18 protein-coding genes and 1 tRNA gene are annotated in these 20,689 nt (G+C 44.0%); 11 read left to right on the forward strand and 8 right to left on the reverse strand.

Annotated features, from left to right (window positions below):
- Nucleotides 1-182: 182 nt before the first annotated feature.
- From BM090_RS12860 to BM090_RS12870, 3 genes are read right to left on the reverse strand one after another with little or no spacing between them, the layout of a single operon-like run.
- Nucleotides 183-1,268 carry an efflux RND transporter periplasmic adaptor subunit gene (locus BM090_RS12860; RefSeq protein ID WP_091513702.1) on the reverse strand — a complete coding sequence of 362 codons (1,086 nt, stop codon included), beginning with the start codon at nt 1,266-1,268 and terminating at the stop codon, nt 183-185.
- A complete protein-coding gene (locus BM090_RS12865; protein WP_091513705.1) occupies nt 1,265-4,492 on the reverse strand; it encodes an efflux RND transporter permease subunit in 3,228 nt (1,075 codons plus the stop codon). Before BM090_RS12865 ends, BM090_RS12860 begins: the two co-directional genes overlap by 4 nt.
- Nucleotides 4,493-4,504: 12 nt before the next feature.
- The gene (locus BM090_RS12870) at nt 4,505-5,890 is read right to left on the reverse strand and encodes a TolC family protein (RefSeq protein WP_091513708.1); all 1,386 of its coding nucleotides are present in this window, start codon (nt 5,888-5,890) and stop codon (nt 4,505-4,507) included.
- A 334-nt stretch (nt 5,891-6,224) separates the two neighbouring features.
- On the opposite strand from BM090_RS12870, the gene BM090_RS12875 reads away from it, so the two are divergent.
- The 3 genes from BM090_RS12875 (at nt 6,225) to BM090_RS12885 (ending at nt 9,807) form a co-directional block, all read left to right on the forward strand.
- Complete coding sequence (locus BM090_RS12875) at nt 6,225-7,244, forward strand: sensor histidine kinase (RefSeq protein ID WP_091513711.1); 1,020 nt, start codon at nt 6,225-6,227, stop codon at nt 7,242-7,244.
- Complete coding sequence (locus tag BM090_RS12880; protein ID WP_091513717.1) at nt 7,244-7,945, forward strand: LytR/AlgR family response regulator transcription factor; 702 nt, start codon at nt 7,244-7,246, stop codon at nt 7,943-7,945. The genes BM090_RS12875 and BM090_RS12880 overlap by 1 nt, the downstream gene beginning before the upstream one ends.
- 98 nt (nt 7,946-8,043) lie before the next feature.
- A complete protein-coding gene (locus BM090_RS12885) occupies nt 8,044-9,807 on the forward strand; it encodes a tetratricopeptide repeat protein (RefSeq protein ID WP_091513722.1) in 1,764 nt (587 codons plus the stop codon).
- Nucleotides 9,808-10,166: 359 nt separating this feature from the next.
- Here BM090_RS12885 and rplS read toward each other — a convergent pair whose 3' ends face one another.
- The 4 genes from rplS to BM090_RS12905 all read right to left on the reverse strand — a co-directional run bounded on the left by rplS (nt 10,167) and on the right by BM090_RS12905 (nt 12,487).
- Nucleotides 10,167-10,523 (reverse strand): 50S ribosomal protein L19, encoded by a 357-nt coding sequence (rplS, locus tag BM090_RS12890; RefSeq protein ID WP_091513726.1) that lies wholly within the window; start codon nt 10,521-10,523, stop codon nt 10,167-10,169.
- Nucleotides 10,524-10,624: 101 nt separating this feature from the next.
- A complete protein-coding gene (gene trmD, locus BM090_RS12895; RefSeq protein WP_091513729.1) occupies nt 10,625-11,314 on the reverse strand; it encodes a tRNA (guanosine(37)-N1)-methyltransferase TrmD in 690 nt (229 codons plus the stop codon).
- Nucleotides 11,304-11,849 (reverse strand): ribosome maturation factor RimM, encoded by a 546-nt coding sequence (gene rimM, locus BM090_RS12900; protein ID WP_091513733.1) that lies wholly within the window; start codon nt 11,847-11,849, stop codon nt 11,304-11,306. The genes trmD and rimM overlap by 11 nt, the downstream gene beginning before the upstream one ends.
- A 110-nt stretch (nt 11,850-11,959) precedes the next feature.
- Nucleotides 11,960-12,487, reverse strand: a complete 528-nt coding sequence (locus tag BM090_RS12905; RefSeq protein ID WP_091513737.1) for a 30S ribosomal protein S16 — start codon at nt 12,485-12,487, stop codon at nt 11,960-11,962.
- A 173-nt stretch (nt 12,488-12,660) separates the two neighbouring features.
- Here BM090_RS12905 and BM090_RS12910 point away from each other — a divergent pair.
- Nucleotides 12,661-12,747: transfer RNA gene (locus BM090_RS12910), tRNA-Ser, on the forward strand.
- A gap of 98 nt (nt 12,748-12,845) precedes the next feature.
- Here BM090_RS12910 and BM090_RS12915 read toward each other — a convergent pair.
- Nucleotides 12,846-13,193 carry a winged helix-turn-helix transcriptional regulator gene (locus BM090_RS12915; RefSeq protein WP_091513740.1) on the reverse strand — a complete coding sequence of 116 codons (348 nt, stop codon included), beginning with the start codon at nt 13,191-13,193 and terminating at the stop codon, nt 12,846-12,848.
- Nucleotides 13,194-13,275: 82 nt separating this feature from the next.
- Here BM090_RS12915 and BM090_RS12920 point away from each other — a divergent pair, with 82 nt between their 5' ends.
- From BM090_RS12920 to BM090_RS12950, 7 genes are all read left to right on the forward strand, one after another.
- The gene (locus tag BM090_RS12920) at nt 13,276-14,157 is read left to right on the forward strand and encodes an NmrA family NAD(P)-binding protein (protein WP_091513744.1); all 882 of its coding nucleotides are present in this window, start codon (nt 13,276-13,278) and stop codon (nt 14,155-14,157) included.
- A gap of 90 nt (nt 14,158-14,247) precedes the next feature.
- Complete coding sequence (locus BM090_RS12925; protein WP_091513747.1) at nt 14,248-15,072, forward strand: protein-ADP-ribose hydrolase; 825 nt, start codon at nt 14,248-14,250, stop codon at nt 15,070-15,072.
- Nucleotides 15,054-15,911, forward strand: coding sequence for an SIR2 family NAD-dependent protein deacylase (locus BM090_RS12930; protein ID WP_091513751.1), 858 nt, complete (start codon nt 15,054-15,056; stop codon nt 15,909-15,911). The genes BM090_RS12925 and BM090_RS12930 overlap by 19 nt, the downstream gene beginning before the upstream one ends.
- 105 nt (nt 15,912-16,016) lie before the next feature.
- On the forward strand, nt 16,017-16,769 hold the full coding sequence (locus BM090_RS12935) for an NUDIX hydrolase (protein ID WP_091513755.1): 753 nt from the start codon (nt 16,017-16,019) through the stop codon (nt 16,767-16,769).
- 145 nt (nt 16,770-16,914) lie between these two features.
- Complete coding sequence (gene trmB / locus BM090_RS12940) at nt 16,915-17,655, forward strand: tRNA (guanosine(46)-N7)-methyltransferase TrmB (protein ID WP_091513759.1); 741 nt, start codon at nt 16,915-16,917, stop codon at nt 17,653-17,655.
- Between the two features lie 97 nt (nt 17,656-17,752).
- The gene (gene ppk1, locus BM090_RS12945) at nt 17,753-19,873 is read left to right on the forward strand and encodes a polyphosphate kinase 1 (protein ID WP_091513762.1); all 2,121 of its coding nucleotides are present in this window, start codon (nt 17,753-17,755) and stop codon (nt 19,871-19,873) included.
- A gap of 84 nt (nt 19,874-19,957) precedes the next feature.
- Nucleotides 19,958-20,605 (forward strand): HAD family hydrolase, encoded by a 648-nt coding sequence (locus tag BM090_RS12950; RefSeq protein WP_091513766.1) that lies wholly within the window; start codon nt 19,958-19,960, stop codon nt 20,603-20,605.
- Nucleotides 20,606-20,689 lie beyond the last annotated feature (84 nt).

Consider the following 20,689-nt stretch of genomic DNA (forward strand, 5'->3'; position numbering starts at 1 on the left):
AATCTCATTGCACCAAACAAGCACCTTACTTGCTATTCCTTTGCAAAATCCTAAACTCGAACGATGTTTGCAAATAATATTTATATTTTATTCTGTGGTCAATGAATTACAAACAGGCAGAGCCGCAACTTGTTGCGGCTCTGCCTGTTTATTGAGAAATATAAGTGAGGACGGGAGTTTGTTTATTTCACTGCCGTGCCGTCCTTGATTTCTTCGGAGGCGTTTTTGACCAAAACAGCCGAAGGCGTTAGCTCGCCAAATACTTCCACTTTGTCGGCAAACTCGCGGCCTTTCTGGATGTGCGTGCGTTTGGTTTGGTTGTTTTCGACTTGCAATACAAAATTGCCTTCGCTGGACGCCACCAACGCGGATTTTGGCACTACAAAAGTGCTGTCTTTGGCATTGAGTGGCAATAACACTTCGGCCACCATTCCCGGCAAAAGCAGTTTGGATTCGTTGTACACGTCCATTTCGACGCGTTCGGAACGCAAACGGCTGTCCAATGCGCCTGCTTTACGGGCTATTTTGGCTTTGAATTTTTTCCCCAACAAAGATTTTACGCTAAAAGAAAGCTCATCGCCGATGCTAAGGTAACCCGTGTAAAGTTCGGGCACATATACCGCCAAACGCAATTTGTTTTGTTGTTGTACCACCAAAAGCGGCAAATCCGAACCTTTTCCCGCAGGGCCAACATACGCCCCAATGTTTACGTTTCTGGCCGCTACCACGCCATCAAAAGGCGCGTGAATTTGCAAATAGCTTATCAGGTTTTGGATTTCCTGATAGGCGGCTTTGGCGGCTTGGAGCTGTGCGAAATCGGCGTTTTTCTTGCTTTCGGCCACGTCTAATTCATTTTTAGAAACCGTTCCTTCGGTTTTGCTGGCCTCCAAAAGGCGGTTGTAAGTGCCGTTGCTGGCCATGTACACGGCTTCTTGGGAATGTAGGCGCGATTTGGCCGCCGACAATTGCGAACTGGTTTCGGGAGCTTCCAGCACCATGAGCAATTGCCCTTTTTTGACGGTAGAGCCAATATCCACTTTGAGTTCTTTTACAAAGCTGCTGATTTTAGCATAAATATTTACCTCCTGAAAACCTGTGAGTTCGGCGGGAAGTCGCAACTCCGTAGAGAGTTTTTCTCTGGCAATTTTGAAGGTTTCGATGCTGGCTTTTTCGCTTGTCTCGGCTTTTTGGGCTGGCTTTTGTTCGGCACAGCTCACCCAAAGGAAAGACGCTGCGGCCATTGTTATTTTTAGGGTTGTATTTTTCATTTTGTTGGTTGGAAAGATGATGGTACATAATGTTTGCTTTCTTCGTCTTCGGGGTCTAAAGACACGGATTGAGTAGAGTTTTTATCCATCATCCAAGCAAAAATCACAGGCAAAACAATGAGTACGGTAAAAGTCGAGAACAGCAGTCCGCCGATTACGGCACGTCCCAGCGGGGAAGTTTGTTCGCCAGCTTCGCCGTGCCCGATGGCCATCGGCAACATACCCACAATCATGGCGATACTGGTCATAATGATAGGGCGTAAACGCAACGAAGCCGCTTCGCGTGCCGACTCCAGCGCGTCGCCGTTTACTTTGCGGAGTTGTTCGGCATTGGTTACCAACAACACGGCATTGGCAATGGAAACCCCCACAGACATGATAATACCCATGTAAGACTGCAAGTTAAGCGTAGAACCTGTCAGCAACAGCATGAGCAAAGCTCCCAACACTACGGCGGGCACGGTGGTCAAGATTACCAGCGAGAGTTTGAAGGATTGGAAATTAGCCGAAAGCATCAAGAAAATAACCACAATCGCCACCAAAAGACCCGATTCGAGGCTGCCCATTGTTTCGGAAAGCACTTTTGTAAGGCCGATAGGTTCCATAAACAAACCGCGAGGCAGCTCGCCAAGTGAATTGATAGCCGTTTTAACGGCTTGGTTGGCTGTTCCCAAATCCGTATGGTGAATGTTGGCAGTTACGGAAATGTAGGGCATTGCACCTAAGTTGTCGTTTTCGCCGTGCGTGTACGAGGGCGTGAGCGTGGCCACGTCGCTAAGCACTGGGCGTGTCGCATTTTTGAGCAAAGGCACTTCCTTGATGTCGTTTTCCGTGTTCATTTGGTCGAGTGGGACTTGTACTTGCACGTTGTACGAAAGACCTGCTTTCTCGTCAATCCAAGTGTTTTTTTCGGTGTAACGAGATGAAGACGTAGAGGCAATCAGCGAACGCGAAACGTCGTTCATGTCCACGCCCAATTGCGCGGCGCGTGTACGGTCTATGTCGATGTTGAGCGCAGGATATTTGATAGGTTGGCCGATTTGCACGTCTCTGAAAAAAGCCGTTTCGTTGAGCTTGGCAATGAGTTTGTTGGCGTATTGCTCATTAAGGTTTTTGTTTTTGCCCGCAATTCGAATTTCGATAGGCGTAGGCGAACCTTGACTCAATACTTTGTCGGTCAGTTCGATAGGCTCAAAAGAAACTTTATCGTTGGGTAATGCTTTGGCCAAACGCTTTCTAAATTCGTCTTTGAAGTTGTCCATGTCGGTATGGTAGTCTTGCAAACCAATTTGGAAAACAGCTTCGTGCGGCCCTGCCGTGAACAAATAAATAGGCGAAACGGAAAACAAACTTGGGTGCTGTCCCACGTACACCGACGAAATGGCAATATGTTCTTTGCCAATCATTTTTTCTAATTCTTTCAGGGCGGTGAGGGCGTGTTCTTCGGTGCGTTCGAGGCGTGTTCCGTTGGGCGCACGCAGGCGCATTTGGAACTGGCTTGAATTTACTTTCGGGAAAACGTCTTGTCCGATATGGCTCAACAACAACACAACTACCGTACTGGCTGCCAGCAAATAGGCAATCGTAATGGGTTTTTTGTAAGAAAATAAACGTCCAATAAAGGCCATGAAACGCACACGGAAACGCTCAAATCCACTGAGTTTTCCGTCGTTGTTGAGGTCTTCGCGGTGGCTTAGCTCTTCTTTTTCGTGGCCTGCGGCGGCTGGGTGGTGCGGCGCGTGTTCTGCATGGCTTTTCATCAACCAATTGGCCATAATGGGCACAAAAGTTTGAGATAAAAGAAACGAAAACACCATCGAAAAGCCAATGGCTAAGGCCAACGGCAAAAACAACGCGCCTGGTATGCCTGCCATCGTGAAGGCGGGAGCAAACACGGCCAAAATACACAATAGAATCAGCAATTTGGGCAAGGCGATTTCTTTACAAGCGTCCCAAATGGCCAAGGCTTTTGGTTTGCCCATGTCGAAATGTTGGTGAATGTTTTCGATGGTTACGGTACTTTCATCTACCAGAATTCCGATGGCCAGAGCCAAACCGCTCAAAGACATGAGGTTGATGGTTTGACCAAACAATTTGAGAAACAAAACCCCCGAAATAATGGAAATCGGAATGGTCATAATCACGATGAGGGCGGCGCGTCGGTCACCCAAAAAGAGCAACACCATTAGGCCAGTGAGTATCGCCCCGATGACCCCTTCCGTTACCAAACTTTTTACGGCGTTGATTACGTGTACGGACTGGTCAAACTCATACGAAATACTCACGTCTTCGGGCAAGGTGCTTTGTATTTTGGGTAATTGCGCTTTTAGGTTTTTCACTACGTCCCAAGTGGAAGCGTCGCCCGCTTTGGCAATGCTCACATATACAGAGCGTTTGCCATTGACGAGGGCATAACCTGCCGTAATGTCTGCGCCGTCTTTTACGTTGGCCACATCGCCCAAATATAGGTTGCTCACACCGCCTTTAAACAAAGGTATTTTCTCAAAATCTTTTACACTTTTGATGGTGTTGTTGGTGGGCGTGATGTAGTTCAAATCCCCGATGCGGACGTTCCCAGACGGTGCGGTTTGGTTGTTGAGGCGAATAGCTTCTACGATTTGGTCGGGCGTGAGGTTGTGTGCGCGGAGTGCGTCGGGGTTTACGTTTATCTCGATTGTGCGCGGGCTACCACCAAAAGGCGGCGGCGACAACAGCCCCGGAATGGACGTAAACGAAGCACGTACATATACGTTGGCCAAATCCTGTAACTCGTTGTTGGTGCGGGTTTTACTGCTCAAAACCAATTGCCCGACAGGTAAAGACGAAGCATCAAAACGAATAATAAAAGGCGGTTGCGAACCAGGAGGGAAGCCCGCCTGAATCCTGTTGGCTAAGGCGGCGAGTTCGGCGGCAGCTTGCGCCATATTCGTATTTTCGTAATAGCTAACTTTCATGAGCGTAAGCCCCTGAATGTTTTTGGTTTCAATGGATTTTACGCCATTGGCAAACAACATGATGTTTACATAGTTTTTGGCAAAATAAGACTCCATTTGGTCGGGGGTGTAGCCGCCAAACGGGTGCGCCAAGTAAATTACTGGCAAGTTCATTTTAGGCAAAATATCTACCTTGATGCTTTGGACGGCTCCAATTCCGAAGAAAACGAGACCCGCCACCAACACCAAAATGGATATGGGTTTGCGAAGTGCGAAACGTATTAAATTCATAGCTGGTTATTCTTAAAATTCATTCATAAAAAAGTCAAAATCGCCTGTTGCCGCCGCCTTGAGTAACAGCGATTGCCAAATGTTGGTCAAGATAATGTCTTGGTCAATTTCGGCGCGGTTGAGCGTGTAAAACGTCTGGGTAACAGCCACCAAATCCGCCAAACCGTTTTTGTACAAAGCCGTTTTTTGGGTGTAGGCTTGTTGGGCGGCGGCTACTTGCTTAGGTGCTTCTTGCGCATTTTCGATGGCCAACTTGATTTTGGTATCTGCCGCATCCGACTGCGTTTTGAGTTGCTGTTCTACTACGTCGTATTCGCTTTGCAGGCCTTCTACCAACAGTTTTTGGGCACTTACCTTTTTGTTTACTTTGGCGATAGTGGTCAGATTCCAGTTGAGTCCCATACCCAACAAATAATTCTGGCGATTGGGGCTGATGCCGTCCAGATAGTTGCGCGTGAACGAATTTTGGTTGCTGGCATAATCGGCATTAAAACCCGAAGCCCGTGTTTGATAGATTCCCACAAGGCTAAGACTCGGATAATATTCTGTTTCTGAAGACTTTAGTTGTTGTTTGCCAAAGCTGATGCGGCTTTTGTAAAATTGCAAAATAGGATTGAGCGTGTCGCTGCTGGCTGCCGTCGGGTAGGCCGATTTGGGCGTTTTCTTCACAAAGGTCGTATCCAACACCAAATCGCGCACTTCTACGCCCATCAGGGCAATGAGCTTGTTGTTGAGTTCTTTGTTTTGGTCTTTTATCTGATTTAATAAAATTTTAGCTTTCGATACTTCCGCGGCGGCAAGCGTAGAATCTACACCCGCATTGAGGCCATTTTTCGCTTTTTGGGCAGTTGTTTTATAAAATATTTCCGCTCTGTCTAAATTCTTTTGTTGAGAAATAATCATGCGTTGGCTGGCCAAAAGATTAAGGTAAGCGGCTGCAATTCTGATTTTATGCTGAAATTTTTCTTGTTCCAAATCTTTCTCGTAGCGGCTGGCATCGGCTTTGGATAGGTTAATTCTTTGCTTTATTTTTCCGAAAGTAAAAAACTCCCAATTCACGTTGGTAAGGTAAAGTGCCCCGAACGCGGCGTTCCAGTTTTGGTGGGGCAGCGGCAAGCCCGACGAGGAAACGCCAAAGCCGCCAAACCCATACAGTGGGCCGTTTTGTCCGTTTACCGTGCCATAATCTTGCTGTAAAGAGAGCGTCAGGTTGGGTAAATAATCGCGCTGCACTTGCTTTACGGTTTCGTTGGCCGCTTCCCAGTATTTGCCTTTGGCTTTGATGGTTCCGTAGTTGGCCACGCCAGTTTCTACGGCTTCTTTGAGCGATAGCGTTTGCCCAAAACTCTGATAGAATAATAAGAAATTGACAAAAAAGATAAGTCTTTTAAATTCCATAATTGTTGATTGATTGATATAACTACAAACATAAACGTCTTGGCGCGTATAGGAGTGTTTTTAGTGATAAATGCAGCTAATAAAATGATGAATTCAATTCGTCATTTATACGCCGTAAAGTCTATGCCTATATGCTTTCTTTGCAAATAATAGAGCCCTAATTTTAGCTGCTAGTTACCAACAAGTGTGCTTTATTTTTAGTGCAATGTCCAATATTAAAATTTGATTAATTTGGTTTTTGGGCTAAAAATAGACTTTGATTTTGGCCACACACCAGCGCACCGCATCACAATTAACTGTCTTTTTTCAAAACGATATATACTATACAAACGATATGAAATTTAAGTACGTCATAGACAATGAGTTGTTGCAAGAGATATTTATTTTAATATTCTCTTTTGTGCTATTTACGCTCAACGATTGGATTTTTATTTTAAGTTGGAAAGGCTTTTTTTCGGGTGTCGTTTATTTCTCTATTTTGTACGGACACGCTCAATTTAATAGACATTTTATTTTACCTTTTTTGTGGAAAGAACAAAAGCCATTATTATATTTTTTACTTACGATTGTGGCCATGCTTATTTTTTCGGGAATTTTGTACGAAGTTTCTACCGAAATACTCTACAAAAATTGTTTTTTATATAAATCTTCGCACCAAAAAACGTATCAATTTCAATTGGCTTCGTTGGCGGGTACGCTGCTTTGTATTTTGGGAGCTTTGCAAATTTTGGCCTATTACAGGGAGCAAAAACGCAATTCCAGCATGAAATTAATTTCTAATGAGGTGCAACTCAATACGCTGAAAGGCCAATTAAATCCGCATTTTCTTTTTAATACTTTCAATACGCTGTATGGCATCAGTTTGCAATACCCCGAACGCACTTCGGATATGATTATGCAAGTTTCGCAACTGATGCGCTATCAGGTCGAAAACTCGGCCAAAGAATATGTATCGCTGGAAGATGAAGTAACCTTCTTGAACAGTTACATAGAGCTTGAAAAAGAGCGAGTTGGCTACCGTTGTGCCATTGATGTAAACTTTGATATTGACCCAGAAAAAAACTATCAGATAGCCCCCATGTTGCTGATTACTTTTATCGAAAATGCTTTCAAACATGGCGCGTGTAGCATCAAAGATTGCTTTGTTAAAATTTCTCTTTTGGTGAAAGATAATACACTTATTTTGCGCGTTATTAATTCAATTCCCAAAAAGAAAAAAGAAATTATTTCTACAAAAATTGGGATTGTAAATACCAAACAGCGTTTAAATATTATTTATCCGAATCGCTACCAATTAGATATAAAACCTTCGGCAGATATATTTGATGTACAATTAGAAATTCAGTTAGCGTAATGAATACCGTCCGCAAATGTATTATTGTAGATGATGAGCCAGCTGCGCATTATGTACTCATTAATTATATCAAAAAAAGCCCACAATTGGAACTGGCAAGCCAGTTTTTTAATGGTGTGGATGCGCTTAATTATTTGCGAGATAATAAAGTTGATTTATTGTTTTTGGATATAGATATGCCCGAAATTACGGGATTAGATTTGCTCAAAATATTGCCTGCACCACCCAAAACAATTCTTACGACGGCCTATTCTGAATTTGCGTTAGAAAGCTACGAATATGGTGTCATTGATTATTTGCTAAAGCCCATTTATTTCCCTCGTTTTCTGAAATCGGTGGATAGGTTTTTTTCGATGTATGGACAAGAAACTTTGCAAAATATAGATGAAAATATCAGCGTCATTTCCATAAAAGTAGATGGCATCATGGTAGAATTGGCCTTAGACGATATCTTTTATGCGCAAAGTTTCGGAAATTATGTGAAATTATTTACTAAAAATAGAACCTATTTGGTGTCTTCGACTACCAACGAAATTCAATGCAGTTTGCCCAGTCATCGGTTTATGCGTATTCACAAATCGTATATTGTGGCTTTAGACAAAATTCAGGAAATAGATAAAGATTTTGTGGTAATTGGTCAGCAAAAAATCCCGATTGGTATTACTTACAAACGGGAGTTATCGGAATACTTGAAACGTTAGTTAATACAAAAAAAGAGCAGTGTTTTGGATATTATAATGGTATTTTAGATTTTTTAACTAATTTGCACTTATTTTTATACATACTGTCTTGGTTTGTTATGTTACGTTTTTTTAGAACACTGCTATTTTTATTTTCTCTCATTTCCATTCAATCAAAGGCGCAATTAGTTGATTATTGGCATAGAAATGAAGCTCAACCGCGCATGGATTCGTTGTTGGGGATTTTCCAAAACAAAATATTATATGTAGATTCTGCGGAGGCACTTGCCGAAATTCGATACCTTGAGAAAGTTACCAAGCCTTCTTTGGAGTTGCATTATTTGGCTAAATTTATGGAAGGTTGCTATTATGGCGGAGGCCTTCAACCGAATATCCCGAAATCGTTGCCTATTTTTTTGAAAGCCGTACGAGATATTAAGCCTTATTCGAATAAGTGGACTCCCGAACTGGCCAGTATGTATGTATTTCATTTACAGGCTGCTGCATCGCATTATTTTATGCAAGAAAAAGGCATGGAACCGCAAGCGCAGCAGTTGTACATAGAATCGGATTCTATTTATAAAAAAATTGGCTACGATAATGCCTTTGGTTCGTTTCAGGTACTGGTCAATATTGGCGACTTTTATTTGAGAATGAAAGAGTATCCTGTGGCGTTGGATTATTTGCAACGTGCGGCCAAATACATGGATAAAGACCCGTGGAATTGGTATAAAATCAATTATTATAATGATGTGGGATTGTGTTTGAGTAGGCTTCAAAAACATGAAGATGCGATTCATGCTTTTGAAAAAATAGAACCACTTATCGTCAGGCCTCGCGATAGTGTATGGGTAGGCTTACTCAATGGCAATATTGGGGAGGAATATTATACCTTAGGGCGATTGGAGGAGGCTGAAAAATGTTTGTTGATTGATTATCAGTATTCTATCCGCTATAAAGAGATATGCAGTGCCGTAAATACGCTCAGAACCTTAGTTGAAATTAGCAAGAAACTTCATCGTTTGGATAAAGAAAAAAAATACTTGGATTGGGGCTTATATTGGAGCAAGTCATGCAATAATAGAGAGTATTTATACAAGCTTTTACAACAACATTCGGCATATCTGTACGAGATAAAAGACTATAAAAAGGCGTTGGAGGTTCGTATTGTGGCCGACAGTCTTGCCGATAGCTTGTCTTTGGCTGCCCAGCGGCGAAATATCGGGGAAAAGGCGCAGGCTTATGAGGAGAAACAAAAGGAAGCGGCACTCAAAATATTGGAGCAAGAAAAAGAATACGCCACACTACAACGTAATTTTCTGCTTTTTGCGATGTTGGCTATATTGGTGTTGGCTGTTTTTGTGTTTCGGACGATGCGCCTTAACGCCCAACGCCAGCAGGGTTTGCTGGCACTCCAACAATCGCAGCTGGAACACGAAAGGCAAGAGGCATTATTAGAATTGCATTCGTTCAGACAAAACATCAATCAGAAGAATAAACTTATCAAGCATTTTCAACAAGAACTCCTCTCGCTTAAGTCCATTCAGCAGCAAGAAGATTATGATGCTGCATTACAACAGCTAGAAGAACCATCTTTCGTAACACAACAAGATTGGGTATTGTTTAGCAAAGCATTTGAAAAAGTGCATCCGTCGTTTCTTCAAAATTTACAAAAAAAATACCCACAGGTTACGCCTGCCGAAACCCGTTTGTTGGTACTGACCAAGCTACAATATAGTGGAAAAGAAATTGCATCAGCCTTGGGCGTTTCGCTGGATGCTGTACATAAAAGTAGGTATCGCTTGCGTAAAAAGCTTGATTTGCCAGAAGAGGATAATTTTACAAATTTGATAGAAGAAGCCTCTGGTTTAGTGCAAATTTGATTTTGTTTGACTATAATTTAAACTTTTGTAGTTGTCCTATGTTTGTCCAACCCTAAAAAGTATTAAAATTCAAAATTCATACTATATTTGAAGTATTAAAATTAAAGGCTATGACAACAAAATCTTTATTGATTTTAAGGTGTAGTTTTTAACAGATAATTAGAGAGTATATGGAAAAAAAGAAAAACCTTAGTCCTTTGGATTAAGGTTTTTTTGTTGCCTCCAACACAACAATACGTGGAACGGGTATTCAAGATAAAATACAAATATTGATTTTGGAATAAAGGCACAAAAAAAGCGGCACTTGTAGTAAGTACCGCTTTTTTGTATCGTCAATAATAACGACCCTTGAGGGCTTATTATCTTTTTTCTTTGATACGAGCTGCTTTGCCAGACAAGCCGCGTAGGTAGTACAAACGTGCGCGACGTACTGCACCACGACGTACGATTTCGATTTTGTCGATAGCAGGTGAAATGATTGGGAAGATACGCTCCACGCCAATACCGTTAGACACTTTACGAACTGTGAAAGTTTCGCCGTTAGTGTTAGGGTTTTTGCGTTGGATTACAACACCTTGGAACTGTTGGATACGCTCCTTGTTACCTTCGCTGATTTTTACGTGAACATTGATAGTATCACCAGCCTTAAATGCAGGCAATTCAGCACGACGGTCTGTGTTGAACGCTCTTTCTACGATTTTGATTAACTCGCTCATGTTATTAATGATGTTAAAATAATGCGTTATTAGAAAAATTTTGAATAAAATAAAAGCTGGATAAGCGGACCGGCGCGTCAATCAAAAAAGAACACCGTTCATTATGAGCCCAATAGTTTTTGATATAAGTCGGGTCGGCGTGTTTTGGTTCGCTCGATGGCTTGGTCGTTGCGCCACTGCTCAATGGCCTTGTGGTTGCCCGACAAAAGCACCTGCGGAACACTCATTCCTTCATAAACTTCTGGCCGCGTATAAACGGGCGGAGCTAACAAACCGTCCTGAAACGAATCGGTTAGCGCAGAGGTTTCGTCCGAAAGGACATTGGGAATAAGCCTGACCAACGCGTCTGCAACGACTGCGGCGGCCAATTCACCACCCGAAAGCACATAATCGCCTATGCTGATTTCGTGCGTAATAAATTTTTGTCTGATTCGCTCGTCCACGCCTTTGTAGTGGCCGCACAAAATCATGATATTTTCCACCATCGAATAGCGGTTGGCTATCGACTGCGAAAATTGTTCTCCGTCAGGAGTCATGTACATTATTGCATCGTATTTACGCTCACTTTGCAAAGACATAATGCAGTTGGCTATGGGTTCGGGCATAAGCACCATTCCAGCACCGCCACCGTAGGCATAATCGTCGAGTTGTCCGTGTGCGTAAGTCGTGTAATCGCGCAAATCAATAACATTGATGCTGGCCAAACCTTTGTCCTTTGCTCTCTTGACGATCGAATGGTCAAAAGGACTGGCAAGCAATTGCGGTACACAAGTGATTATATCAATTCTCACGGTTTGGTTTTTCTTCTAAGTAAATTTCCAGTAGTCCGTCGGGCAATTGGGTTTGCACCTGTGCGTTTTCTTTGTCCACTGCCAACACGATTGCGTCTGTAAGCGGAATGAGTACTTCCACGTCCTGATAATCCATCGCCAACAAATGTTGTTGCGGAAGTTCATAGACGGCAGTAACTTTTCCCAGTACACCTTTTAGTTTGTCAATTACCTGATAACCAATTATTTCGTGAAAATAAAACTGGTCTTCGTCCAAAGGCTCTAATGCTTCTTCGGGCAAATAAAGTTCGCAGCTTTTCAGCAGCGCGGCTTTTTCTACGGTATTGACATCTTCCAGTTGCACAATGGCTTTGTTGCCGCGCAGCCTCAACGACTCAATGAAGTAAGGAACCAAACGGCCTTTTACTTCCAAAAATATCGATTCTAAATCCTCGTAATCTTCGGGGAAATCCACATCGAATACCATGACAATTTCGCCGTGAATACCGTGTGTTTTCTCAACGTAGCCGAGCAAAAAACAATCGTCTTTGGTCATTGGGGTTGCAATCTGTGTGAAGGAAATAGATTTTAAGAAATACGATTACACAACAAGAGCAGCCTTTGTGGGGCTACTCTGTGTGTGTGTTGCAAATGAATGCGTTAGGATTATTCGGCAGCAGCAGCCTCGTCAGAAGCAGGAGCTTCTTCGGCAGGAGCAGCGGCTGCGGCGGCAGCAGCTTCCGCTTTTGCACGCAACGCTTCAGCACGAGCTTCACGAACTTTAGCTTCAGCAGCCAAACGAGCTTTTTGCGCGTCTGCTTTGCTTTGAGCCAAGTTGTCCACTTTGCCAGCGATTTTGTTTTCTTTCTTAGCTTTCCACTCAGCGAATTTCGCGTCAGCTTGTTCTTGAGTTACAGCACCTTTAATTACACCAATTTGAAGGTGGCGACGCAACAATACGCCTTTGTATGACAACATAGCACGTACAGTGTCAGAAGGTTGTGCACCATTCATTACCCATTGGAAGGCTTTTTCTTCGTTAAGCTCGATAGATGCAGGGTTGGTATTTGGGTTGTAGATACCAATTTTCTCGATGAAACGACCATCGCGTGGAGCGCGAGCGTCAGCAACTACTACATCGAATATAGCCAATTTTTTACGGCCTCTGCGAGCTAATCTGATTTTTACTGCCATTGTTTATTAACTTATTAAAGTTGAGCGGCGGAACTCGTCCACCTATTTATATTTTTTTGAGGGCGCAAAGCTATCGAATCTTTTTTTTATTCCCAATGCTTTAACAAAAAATATTTGGAAAATTTGATAACCAAAAAATATATCTGCATTTTTGTAACAATATCAGCCCAAACAGAGAGGTGTCTGAGTGGTTGAAAGAGCACGCCTGGAAAGTGTGTATGCGCGAAATCGCATCGGGAGTTCGAATCTCCTCCTCTCTGCTTCTTATCTTATTACGCGTCAAAAACCACCTTGGCTTTTGCCCCAAATTATTCTTCCCAAACAAATTTTTACAGCTAAATTATTGATTTATTGCTGATTACATATAAGCGGTTGCCCAGTTGGCCATCGCATGAATCACGGGCAAAAGTCGCTGACCTGCCTCGCTGAGTCGATAAGTAACAAAAGGTGGCACTACGGCTTTGGCTTCTCGGATGATGAGTCCGTCGGCTTCCAACTGCTTGAGATGCTGAATGAGCACTTTTTCCGTAATGGCGGGAATAGATTTTTTCAGCTCGCTGTACCGCTTGCAATCTTCCGACAAATGATAAATAATGATGGGTTTCCAATAGCTCCCGATTTTTTCCATCGTGAACGTAACAGGACACATTTCTTGCGCTGTCTTTTTGTTTTGCTGAATGGTCGATGTTTCTTTAATGGCTGTCATGGCACATACTTTAGGGTAAGTACTTGTAAAAAAGTAAGTACAAAAATACCTTTGCAGCCATAAACATCAAAATAAATTTGAAATGAAAATTGTAGTTACAGGGTCTTTAGGAAATATTGGCCAACATTTAGTAAAGAATTTGCTTGCAAGCGGAAACAATGTTACGGTTATTAGCAGCAACAAGGACAGACAAGCCGCCATCGAACAATTAGGCGTAAAGGCGGCGGTTGGTTCGATTACGGACACGGCATTTTTGGCGCAAGTATTTGCGGGAGCAGATGCCGTATTTGCCATGACACCCCCGAACATGGGCGGCCAAAACATTATTGCCAACACCACCAATGCGGGCAAATCCTATGCCCAAGCCATTGAGAAAGCAGGCGTAAAACGCGTGGTAATGCTCAGCAGTGTAGGAGCGGAGCACGACGGCGGTACGGGACCAATCACGGGTTTGCATCATATCGAACAGTTGTACAGCGAGTTGTCGGGCGTTGCCGTTACGTTTTTGCGTGCGGGATATTTCTACACCAATTTTTACAACGATATTCCAGTAATTAAAAATGCAGGAATTATTGGTTCTAATTTCCCAGCCAGCACCCAATTGCCGTTGGTGCATCCTTCGGATATTGCGGTGGCGGCTGCCGAAGAGTTGCAAAAACCAGCAGCTACAGGCCACCAAGTGCGCTATATTGTGAGCGACTATGTGAGTGCGGCGCAAGTGGCCAGCGCATTGGGCGAAGCCATCGGAAAACCTGCACTTCCTTGGGTCGAATTTACGGACGAACAAGCCATACAAGGCATGACGGGCGCGGGTGTGCCTTCCGAAATTGCAGGACTTTATACGGAAATGGGCGCAGCGATTCGTGCGGGTAAACTGCAAGCAGATTTTGAGGCGACAGGCGCGGTACAAAACGGCGTGCAGAAACTCACGGATTTTGCAAAAGAGTTTGCCGCTAATTTTTAATCAAATAGTTCTTTAGTAGCTTTATCAAAACAAGAAGTCAAGCATAAGTATTGGCTTCTTGTTTTTGCATATAAATTTTTGGAAAAGAATATGACAGAAACAGAAATATTAGACCAATTGCTTTTGTATTTTGAAACCAAAACGCCACAAACAGCTTTTCGGAATTTGGAGAAAAGAGAGCGATTGAAGGCGTACCTGACGGTTTGGTATCCGTCCGAGCCATTGCCCGCCGCTGTGATGGAACTGGCAGATAGGCTTTTTGCGCAAGAAGCCGCCCGTTTGTTGGTAACGGAAGCGGCCACTTTACCGCGACTCTCGGCACAAATGCAGGGCACGGCGTATCCGTCGGCGGGCAAATGTTCGCTTTGGAAAGGCGATATTACTACGCTACGCGCCGATGCCATCGTCAATGCGGCCAACGAACAAATGTTGGGTTGTTTTACGGTTTTTCATAAATGTATAGACAATGCCATTCATTCGGTGGCGGGGCCTCGTTTGCGTGAGGCGTGTTATGGGCTAATGTCTGCGCAGGGACACCCCGAACCGACGGGCAGTGCCAAGATTACGAAAGGTTTTAGTTTGCCTGCAAGCTATGTTTTGCATACGGTTGGCCCGATAGTTCGTAGCGGCTTGCCTACGGCCACGCAGCAGGCACAATTAGCCGACTGCTACACACAATGTTTGGATTTGGCGGCGCAAAATGACCAAATTCGGAGCGTGGCTTTTTGCTGCATCTCGACGGGTGTGTTTGGTTATCCTGCTCATTTGGCCGTAACGGTTGCTTTGCAAGCTGTGCATCATTGGCTTGCCAGTCATCCCGATTCGCAAGTGCAACACGTTGTGTTTAATGTATTTAGCGAGGCAGATTATCATATTTATCAAAAAGCAATAGAACAATGGCCACAAACTTTGTAGAGATATTAAAAACAGCCGCCCAGAAAATAAAAGAAGCTCCCGCCGTGCTCATTGGCGCGGGTGCGGGCATGAGTGCCGCCGCAGGCATTGACTACACCGACGAGGCGCGATTCCGACAACTTTTTCCAGTAATGCACCGCCGAGGCTTTCACAACAACTATGAGTTGATGGGCTTTCAGGGACTTTCGGAGGCGATAATGTGGGGCTACCATGCCATGCACGTGCAACATGTGGCCTACGACAACCAAACGGCTGAGGTTTACCAAGATTTGTTGGCGTTGGTGCGCTCGAAGGATTATTTTGTGCTTACTTCCAATGTGGACACGATGTTTGCTAAAAATGGCTTTGACCCCGAACGGATTTTTACGCCACAAGGCAATTACAAACTTATGCAATGCCTGCGTCCGTGTTCGCAAGAAACCTACGATACGCGGCCTTTTTTAGATAAATTATTAGCAAATCTTGACCCCGTAACGCACGAAATCACGGATTTGACGGCTATTCCCCGATGTCCGAAATGTGGCGGTGCAATGTTTATGAACGTGCGCGGCGGCCATTGGTTTATCGAAAAACCATACCAAACCCAACGTCAGCAATTTCAGCAATGGGTACAGGCGCATTTGGGTAGTCCGTTGGTGCTGATGGACATGGGAACGGGTTTTAACACGCCAAGCGTAGTGCGTTGGCCAATGGAACAAATTACACATCATAATCCTGAGGCGTTTTTGTTGCGTTTTAACCTCGACCATCCCGCCGTACCTGCCCAAATCGCGAGCCGCAGTCTGGAAATCGGAATGCCCATAGACGCTGCCTTGCGGGAAGTGGTACGCAATCATTGATTTATTCAAACAAAACCTGAAAATTGTACCTAAGTTTTGTAAAGTAAAAGTGTTTATTTGGCGATGGCGTTTGTTCTGCAATCGTTCAAATCTTATTTTTGCTCAATGGAACAAAGCGTTTATGATTTATTGATGAGCAAGTCTGAAAAACACAGACTTGAATTTTTGCCTCATATTTCTATTGATTGTGTGGTTTTTGGGTTTCATGAGGCCTCACTGAAAGTATTGTTATTAAAAATGAAAGGCGAAGACACATGGTCGTTGCCAGGCGGCTACGTGGGCAAGCAGGAAGATTTGGAAGAGGCCGCCAATCGGATTTTGGAAGAGCGAACAGGCGCAACAAATATTTATTTACAGCAATTTAAAGTTTTTTCTGACCCCAACCGTAGCCAACACTTTTTTGCAGAGATGCCCGATGCGCTGTGGCACAAGCAGCGTTTTGTTTCGGTGGGATTTTATGCCCTGATTCCTTATCTGTCGGTTACGCCTGTTTCCGATGAGGCCTCGGACGTGTGCCTGTGGTGCGACATTCACGATATGCCCGCGTTGATGATGGACCACCAACAGATTTTTGAAGGGGCATTGCTGTCGTTGCGTCGCGAACTTACCTACAAACCAATTGGTTACAATCTTTTGCCAGAAGAATTTACCTTGCCTGAGCTACAAAAATTGTACGAAATTATTTTGGGGCGAAAACTCAATCGAGGCAATTTTTATCGGAAAATAATGGCTTACGACGTGCTCGACAAGCTCGAAGGGGCGCGTAGAGGTGGCGCACACAAAGCCCCGTATCTGTACAAATTTAATCAAGAAAAATATAAAGCAGCTCTGCACAACGGCTTCAAAGACAATTGGTAGCCGTTGCGCGGGGCTTCATGTACGAAAACGATGGCCGTGCATTCGGAATAATTCTTGACGGAATCGGAAATGGGTTTGAGGCTTCTGCAAAATTTTGTTAAAATTGCGGATTGTTATTAAAATTAGTGCCTCATAAAAACACAGTATGTCTCGTCAGAAGTTAAAGCGATTTGCCGATAATGATTTGGCAGTCAATATTATACAAGAAGGTAAATCCGAATATCAAACCATCAAAAGTCAGTGGCTTACTTCTTTTTTCAAAAATACAAACCCGCTTGTCGTGGAGCTTGCCTGCGGTCGCGGGGAATATGCGGTAGGACTTGCCAGTGTTTTTACAGATAAAAATTTTGTGGGTGTGGACATCAAAGGCAACCGCATTTGGGCGGGTAGCCGCCAAGCCACCGACCGCCAATTGCAAAACGTCGGCTTTTTGCGCACACGCATTCAGAATTTAGAACAATTTTTTGCCCCACAAGAAATAGATGAGATTTGGATTACGTTTCCAGACCCGCGCCCCAAAGGCCGTGACGAAAAACGCCGCCTCACCAATCCACGCTTTTTGGCTATGTACCAACGACTTATCAGCAAAGAAGGTTGGGTACATCTGAAAACCGACAACGTAGGGCTTTTTGAATATACGCTCGAAACGCTCGCGCAAATGCCCGTACGCGAGCTGATCGTTACACACGATTTATACGCTTCGCCTTATGCCGACGAACACAAAGGCATTAAGACGAAGTTTGAACAAAAATATTTAGCCTTAGGCCAACCGATTCATTATCTGCGCTTTAAGTTCGCCGACCAGCCCATACAATTGGCTGCGGACTTTTTGCCTTTCGACCAAGTACCCGAAGGGGAAGACGGCGACGACGGGCAAGAAGATTAAAGCCTAACACAACCTGCCAAAGAAGATGCCTACCAATCAAATATACCTGTCTTGGCTTCGGCCTGTTATTCGTTTCACGAAAAAGATATTTGCAAGTATGAGTACCCAATTACACCCTAATAAGGCTTCAGAACAAATACTCCAAAGCGATTATGTGAGCCGCGATTTGAGTTGGTTTCAGTTCAATTACCGTGTGCTGGATCAGTCCACCAACGAGCAAAGATCGGTTTTTGAACGGCTAAAATTTTTGGCGATTACCGCGTCCAATTTTGATGAATTTGCCATGATTCGCATCGGCAGTTTGTACAATTATCTGGACTACGGCAAAGAGCGTGTAGATTATTCGGGGCTGCGCGAAAAGCCCTTCAAAACGGCTTTGTTCAATGAAGCGCAGAATTTTTTTGCGGCTCAAACCGAGCAATTTAAAAAGCTAATGCCCGAATTTATTACCCACGACTTTGAGATTTTGGGCATAGACCAACTCACCGACGCGGAAAAAGAACGCACGGCGCAATATTTCAAAAAGACGGTGTATCCGATGCTTACGCCGATGCTCGTGGACATTTATCACACATTTCCAGTGGTAATGAACAAAGCATTGACTTTCGGGGTGGTTACGCAAAATTTGGCTGATACCAAGCACCCCAAACGCTTATCTTTCGTACAGATTCCGCAAAATTTGCCACGATTTTTTGAGATACAACGTGCTGATACACTGGTTTTTGTACCGATAGAAGAAATTGTGCGCTGGCGCATTTTTAAGCTCTACAAAAACATTGAGATTTTGTCGGTGAATCTGTTTCGCGTAACGCGCAACGGCGATATTTCCATCGAAGAAAGCGACGACATCGAAGCCGACTTCGTCGACGAGGTGCGTCGCAAACTCTCGACGCGCCGCACGGGTAGGGTAGTGCGTGTGGAAGTCGAAGACAATTATTCTTCGTACATGATGAAGATTTTGAAGCAACGCTGGGAAATTGACTACGATAACATCTTTGTTACCAATAGTTTGATGGATTTTACGGGGCTTTGGCAAATTGTAAACCACCCCGAATTTAAGGAAAAAACACCAGTTTCGCACGCGTCCGTATTGCCGTTGAGTGCGGCAGGCAACAAGCATTTTGATGAAGAATTGTTTGACATTCTCAAGCAACGCGACATTCTGATGCACCACCCGTACAATAGTATGGAACCTGTGGTAAGCCTGATAGAACAAGCCGCCGACGATCCTAAAGTCTTGTCTATCAAGATGACTATTTACCGTTTGGCCAAAAATTCACGCATTACCAACGCACTGCTCAAAGCCGTAGAAAATGGCAAGCACGTAGCCGTTTTGTTTGAAGTAAAGGCGCGTTTTGATGAAGAAAACAATATTCGCGAAGCCAAAAAGCTACAAAAAGCAGGCTGTTTTGTGATTTATGGCGTGAGCAGCTACAAGACGCATACCAAAATGATGTTGATTGTGCGCAAAGAAGACGAACGCATTACGCGTTATGTACATTTGTCGAGTGGCAACTACAACGAAAGCACGGCCAAACTTTACACGGATATTGGTTTGCTTACCACCAACGAGGTTTACGCCAACGACGTTTCGGAGTTTTTCAATGCCATTACAGGCCATTCCGTGCCCGACGAATACAAGTATTTGATTACGGCACCGCGCGACATGCGCAACCAACTCATTGAGCTAATCCGACAAGAAGCCGAAAATGCTCGAAACGGTTTGCCGAGTGGCATTGTGATTAAAGTAAATTCTTTGGAAGATAAAGCCACTATCGACGAACTTTATAAGGCTTCTCAGGCTGGCGTAACGATTAAGTTGATTGTACGCGGTATTTGCTGTTTGCGTCCGCACCGCAAAGGCTTGAGCGACAACATTACGGTACGTTCGATTGTGGGCGATTTGTTGGAACACACACGTATTTATTATTTCCACAATGGCGGCAATCCGAAAGTGTATGGCGGTAGTGCCGACATGATGAACCGCAGTTTTGACCGCCGTCTGGAATCGCTTTTCTTGATTGTGGACGAAAAACTCAAGCAAGAGGCCATTAATATTTTGGCTTACAACGTAAAAGACAACGTGAACAGCCACCTCATGCACGAAGATGGCACGTACCACAAACGCGCACTACACGGCCACGAAAAACCGTTTAACATTCATCAAGAATTTTATGATGTAACGGAAGACGTAGTAATGAATGCTAAGTTGTTCTAAAACAATTTTTTATAAAAAATACAGAGGCCACTCGCTATCTTCGGCGGGTGGTTTTTGTTTTCTAATAACCAATCTTTTTTTAGCATGAAGGTAAAGGCATTTATTTTTGACATGGACGGGACACTTATCAATAACATAAGTTACCACCAAAAAGCATGGTTGGCGTTTTTGGCCAAGTATGGCATTGAGCTTGCGCCGCACGAGTTTCACGCCCAAAATCACGGAACGCAAGACGAGCTTATCAGACATTTTTTTGGACAAGACCTTGACTACCCCAAAGTACAGGCTTTAGGCAATGAAAAAGAGGCTTTGTATCGGGAGTTGTACCGCCCAGCGATGGAGCCGCTCAAGGGTTTGCCCCAACTGCTCGACGCGTTGAAAGCCCAACAAATTCGGATTGCTTTGGCCACGATGGGCGGCGCAGATAACATTGATTTTGTGTTGGATACGCTGCAAATACGGCCTTATTTTGAAGTGATAGTAGGCGGGCATCAGGTCAGGCACGGCAAGCCGCACCCCGAAGTTTATCAAAAAGCACTTAAGGCACTGGGTTTAGAACCGTCGGAGGCCATCGCTTTAGAGGATTCTCGCGGCGGCATTGTTTCGGCCAATGGCGCGGGGCTGCCCGTCGTCGGGATTACTACTTCGCACACGCCCGACGAGCTACGCCAATGGGGTGCGATTCATACGGTAGCGCATTACGAAAATTTCCCAACTAAAAGTTTTTTATAGGCTTTTGGTTGGGAAATTTGCTTGATTAGAATCTCGTGTAATTGATATTTATAGCTAAAGCGTTGTTTATCAGTTGATTTTTGT

Origin of the sequence: Flexibacter flexilis DSM 6793 (genome assembly GCF_900112255.1) — a bacterium.
Taxonomy (GTDB): Bacteria; Bacteroidota; Bacteroidia; order Cytophagales; family Flexibacteraceae; genus Flexibacter; species Flexibacter flexilis.

Bases quoted from the DNA above. Each gene is read 5' to 3' on its own strand.
- BM090_RS12875 (WP_091513711.1), top strand. From the start codon at position 6,225: ATGAAATTTAAGTACGTCATAGACAATGAGTTGTTGCAAGAGATATTT.
- BM090_RS12920 (WP_091513744.1), top strand. From the start codon at position 13,276: ATGAAAATTGTAGTTACAGGGTCTTTAGGAAATATTGGCCAACATTTA.
- BM090_RS12925 (WP_091513747.1), top strand. From the start codon at position 14,248: ATGACAGAAACAGAAATATTAGACCAATTGCTTTTGTATTTTGAAACC.
- BM090_RS12870 (WP_091513708.1), bottom strand. From the start codon at position 5,890: ATGGAATTTAAAAGACTTATCTTTTTTGTCAATTTCTTATTATTCTAT.
- rimM (WP_091513733.1), bottom strand. From the start codon at position 11,849: ATGACCAAAGACGATTGTTTTTTGCTCGGCTACGTTGAGAAAACACAC.
- BM090_RS12865 (WP_091513705.1), bottom strand. From the start codon at position 4,492: ATGAATTTAATACGTTTCGCACTTCGCAAACCCATATCCATTTTGGTG.
- rplS (WP_091513726.1), bottom strand. From the start codon at position 10,523: ATGAGCGAGTTAATCAAAATCGTAGAAAGAGCGTTCAACACAGACCGT.
- BM090_RS12885 (WP_091513722.1), top strand. From the start codon at position 8,044: ATGTTACGTTTTTTTAGAACACTGCTATTTTTATTTTCTCTCATTTCC.
- BM090_RS12860 (WP_091513702.1), bottom strand. From the start codon at position 1,268: ATGAAAAATACAACCCTAAAAATAACAATGGCCGCAGCGTCTTTCCTT.
- BM090_RS12880 (WP_091513717.1), top strand. From the start codon at position 7,244: ATGAATACCGTCCGCAAATGTATTATTGTAGATGATGAGCCAGCTGCG.
- BM090_RS12930 (WP_091513751.1), top strand. From the start codon at position 15,054: ATGGCCACAAACTTTGTAGAGATATTAAAAACAGCCGCCCAGAAAATA.
- trmB (WP_091513759.1), top strand. From the start codon at position 16,915: ATGTCTCGTCAGAAGTTAAAGCGATTTGCCGATAATGATTTGGCAGTC.
- BM090_RS12935 (WP_091513755.1), top strand. From the start codon at position 16,017: ATGGAACAAAGCGTTTATGATTTATTGATGAGCAAGTCTGAAAAACAC.
- ppk1 (WP_091513762.1), top strand. From the start codon at position 17,753: ATGAGTACCCAATTACACCCTAATAAGGCTTCAGAACAAATACTCCAA.
- BM090_RS12950 (WP_091513766.1), top strand. From the start codon at position 19,958: ATGAAGGTAAAGGCATTTATTTTTGACATGGACGGGACACTTATCAAT.
- BM090_RS12915 (WP_091513740.1), bottom strand. From the start codon at position 13,193: ATGACAGCCATTAAAGAAACATCGACCATTCAGCAAAACAAAAAGACA.
- BM090_RS12905 (WP_091513737.1), bottom strand. From the start codon at position 12,487: ATGGCAGTAAAAATCAGATTAGCTCGCAGAGGCCGTAAAAAATTGGCT.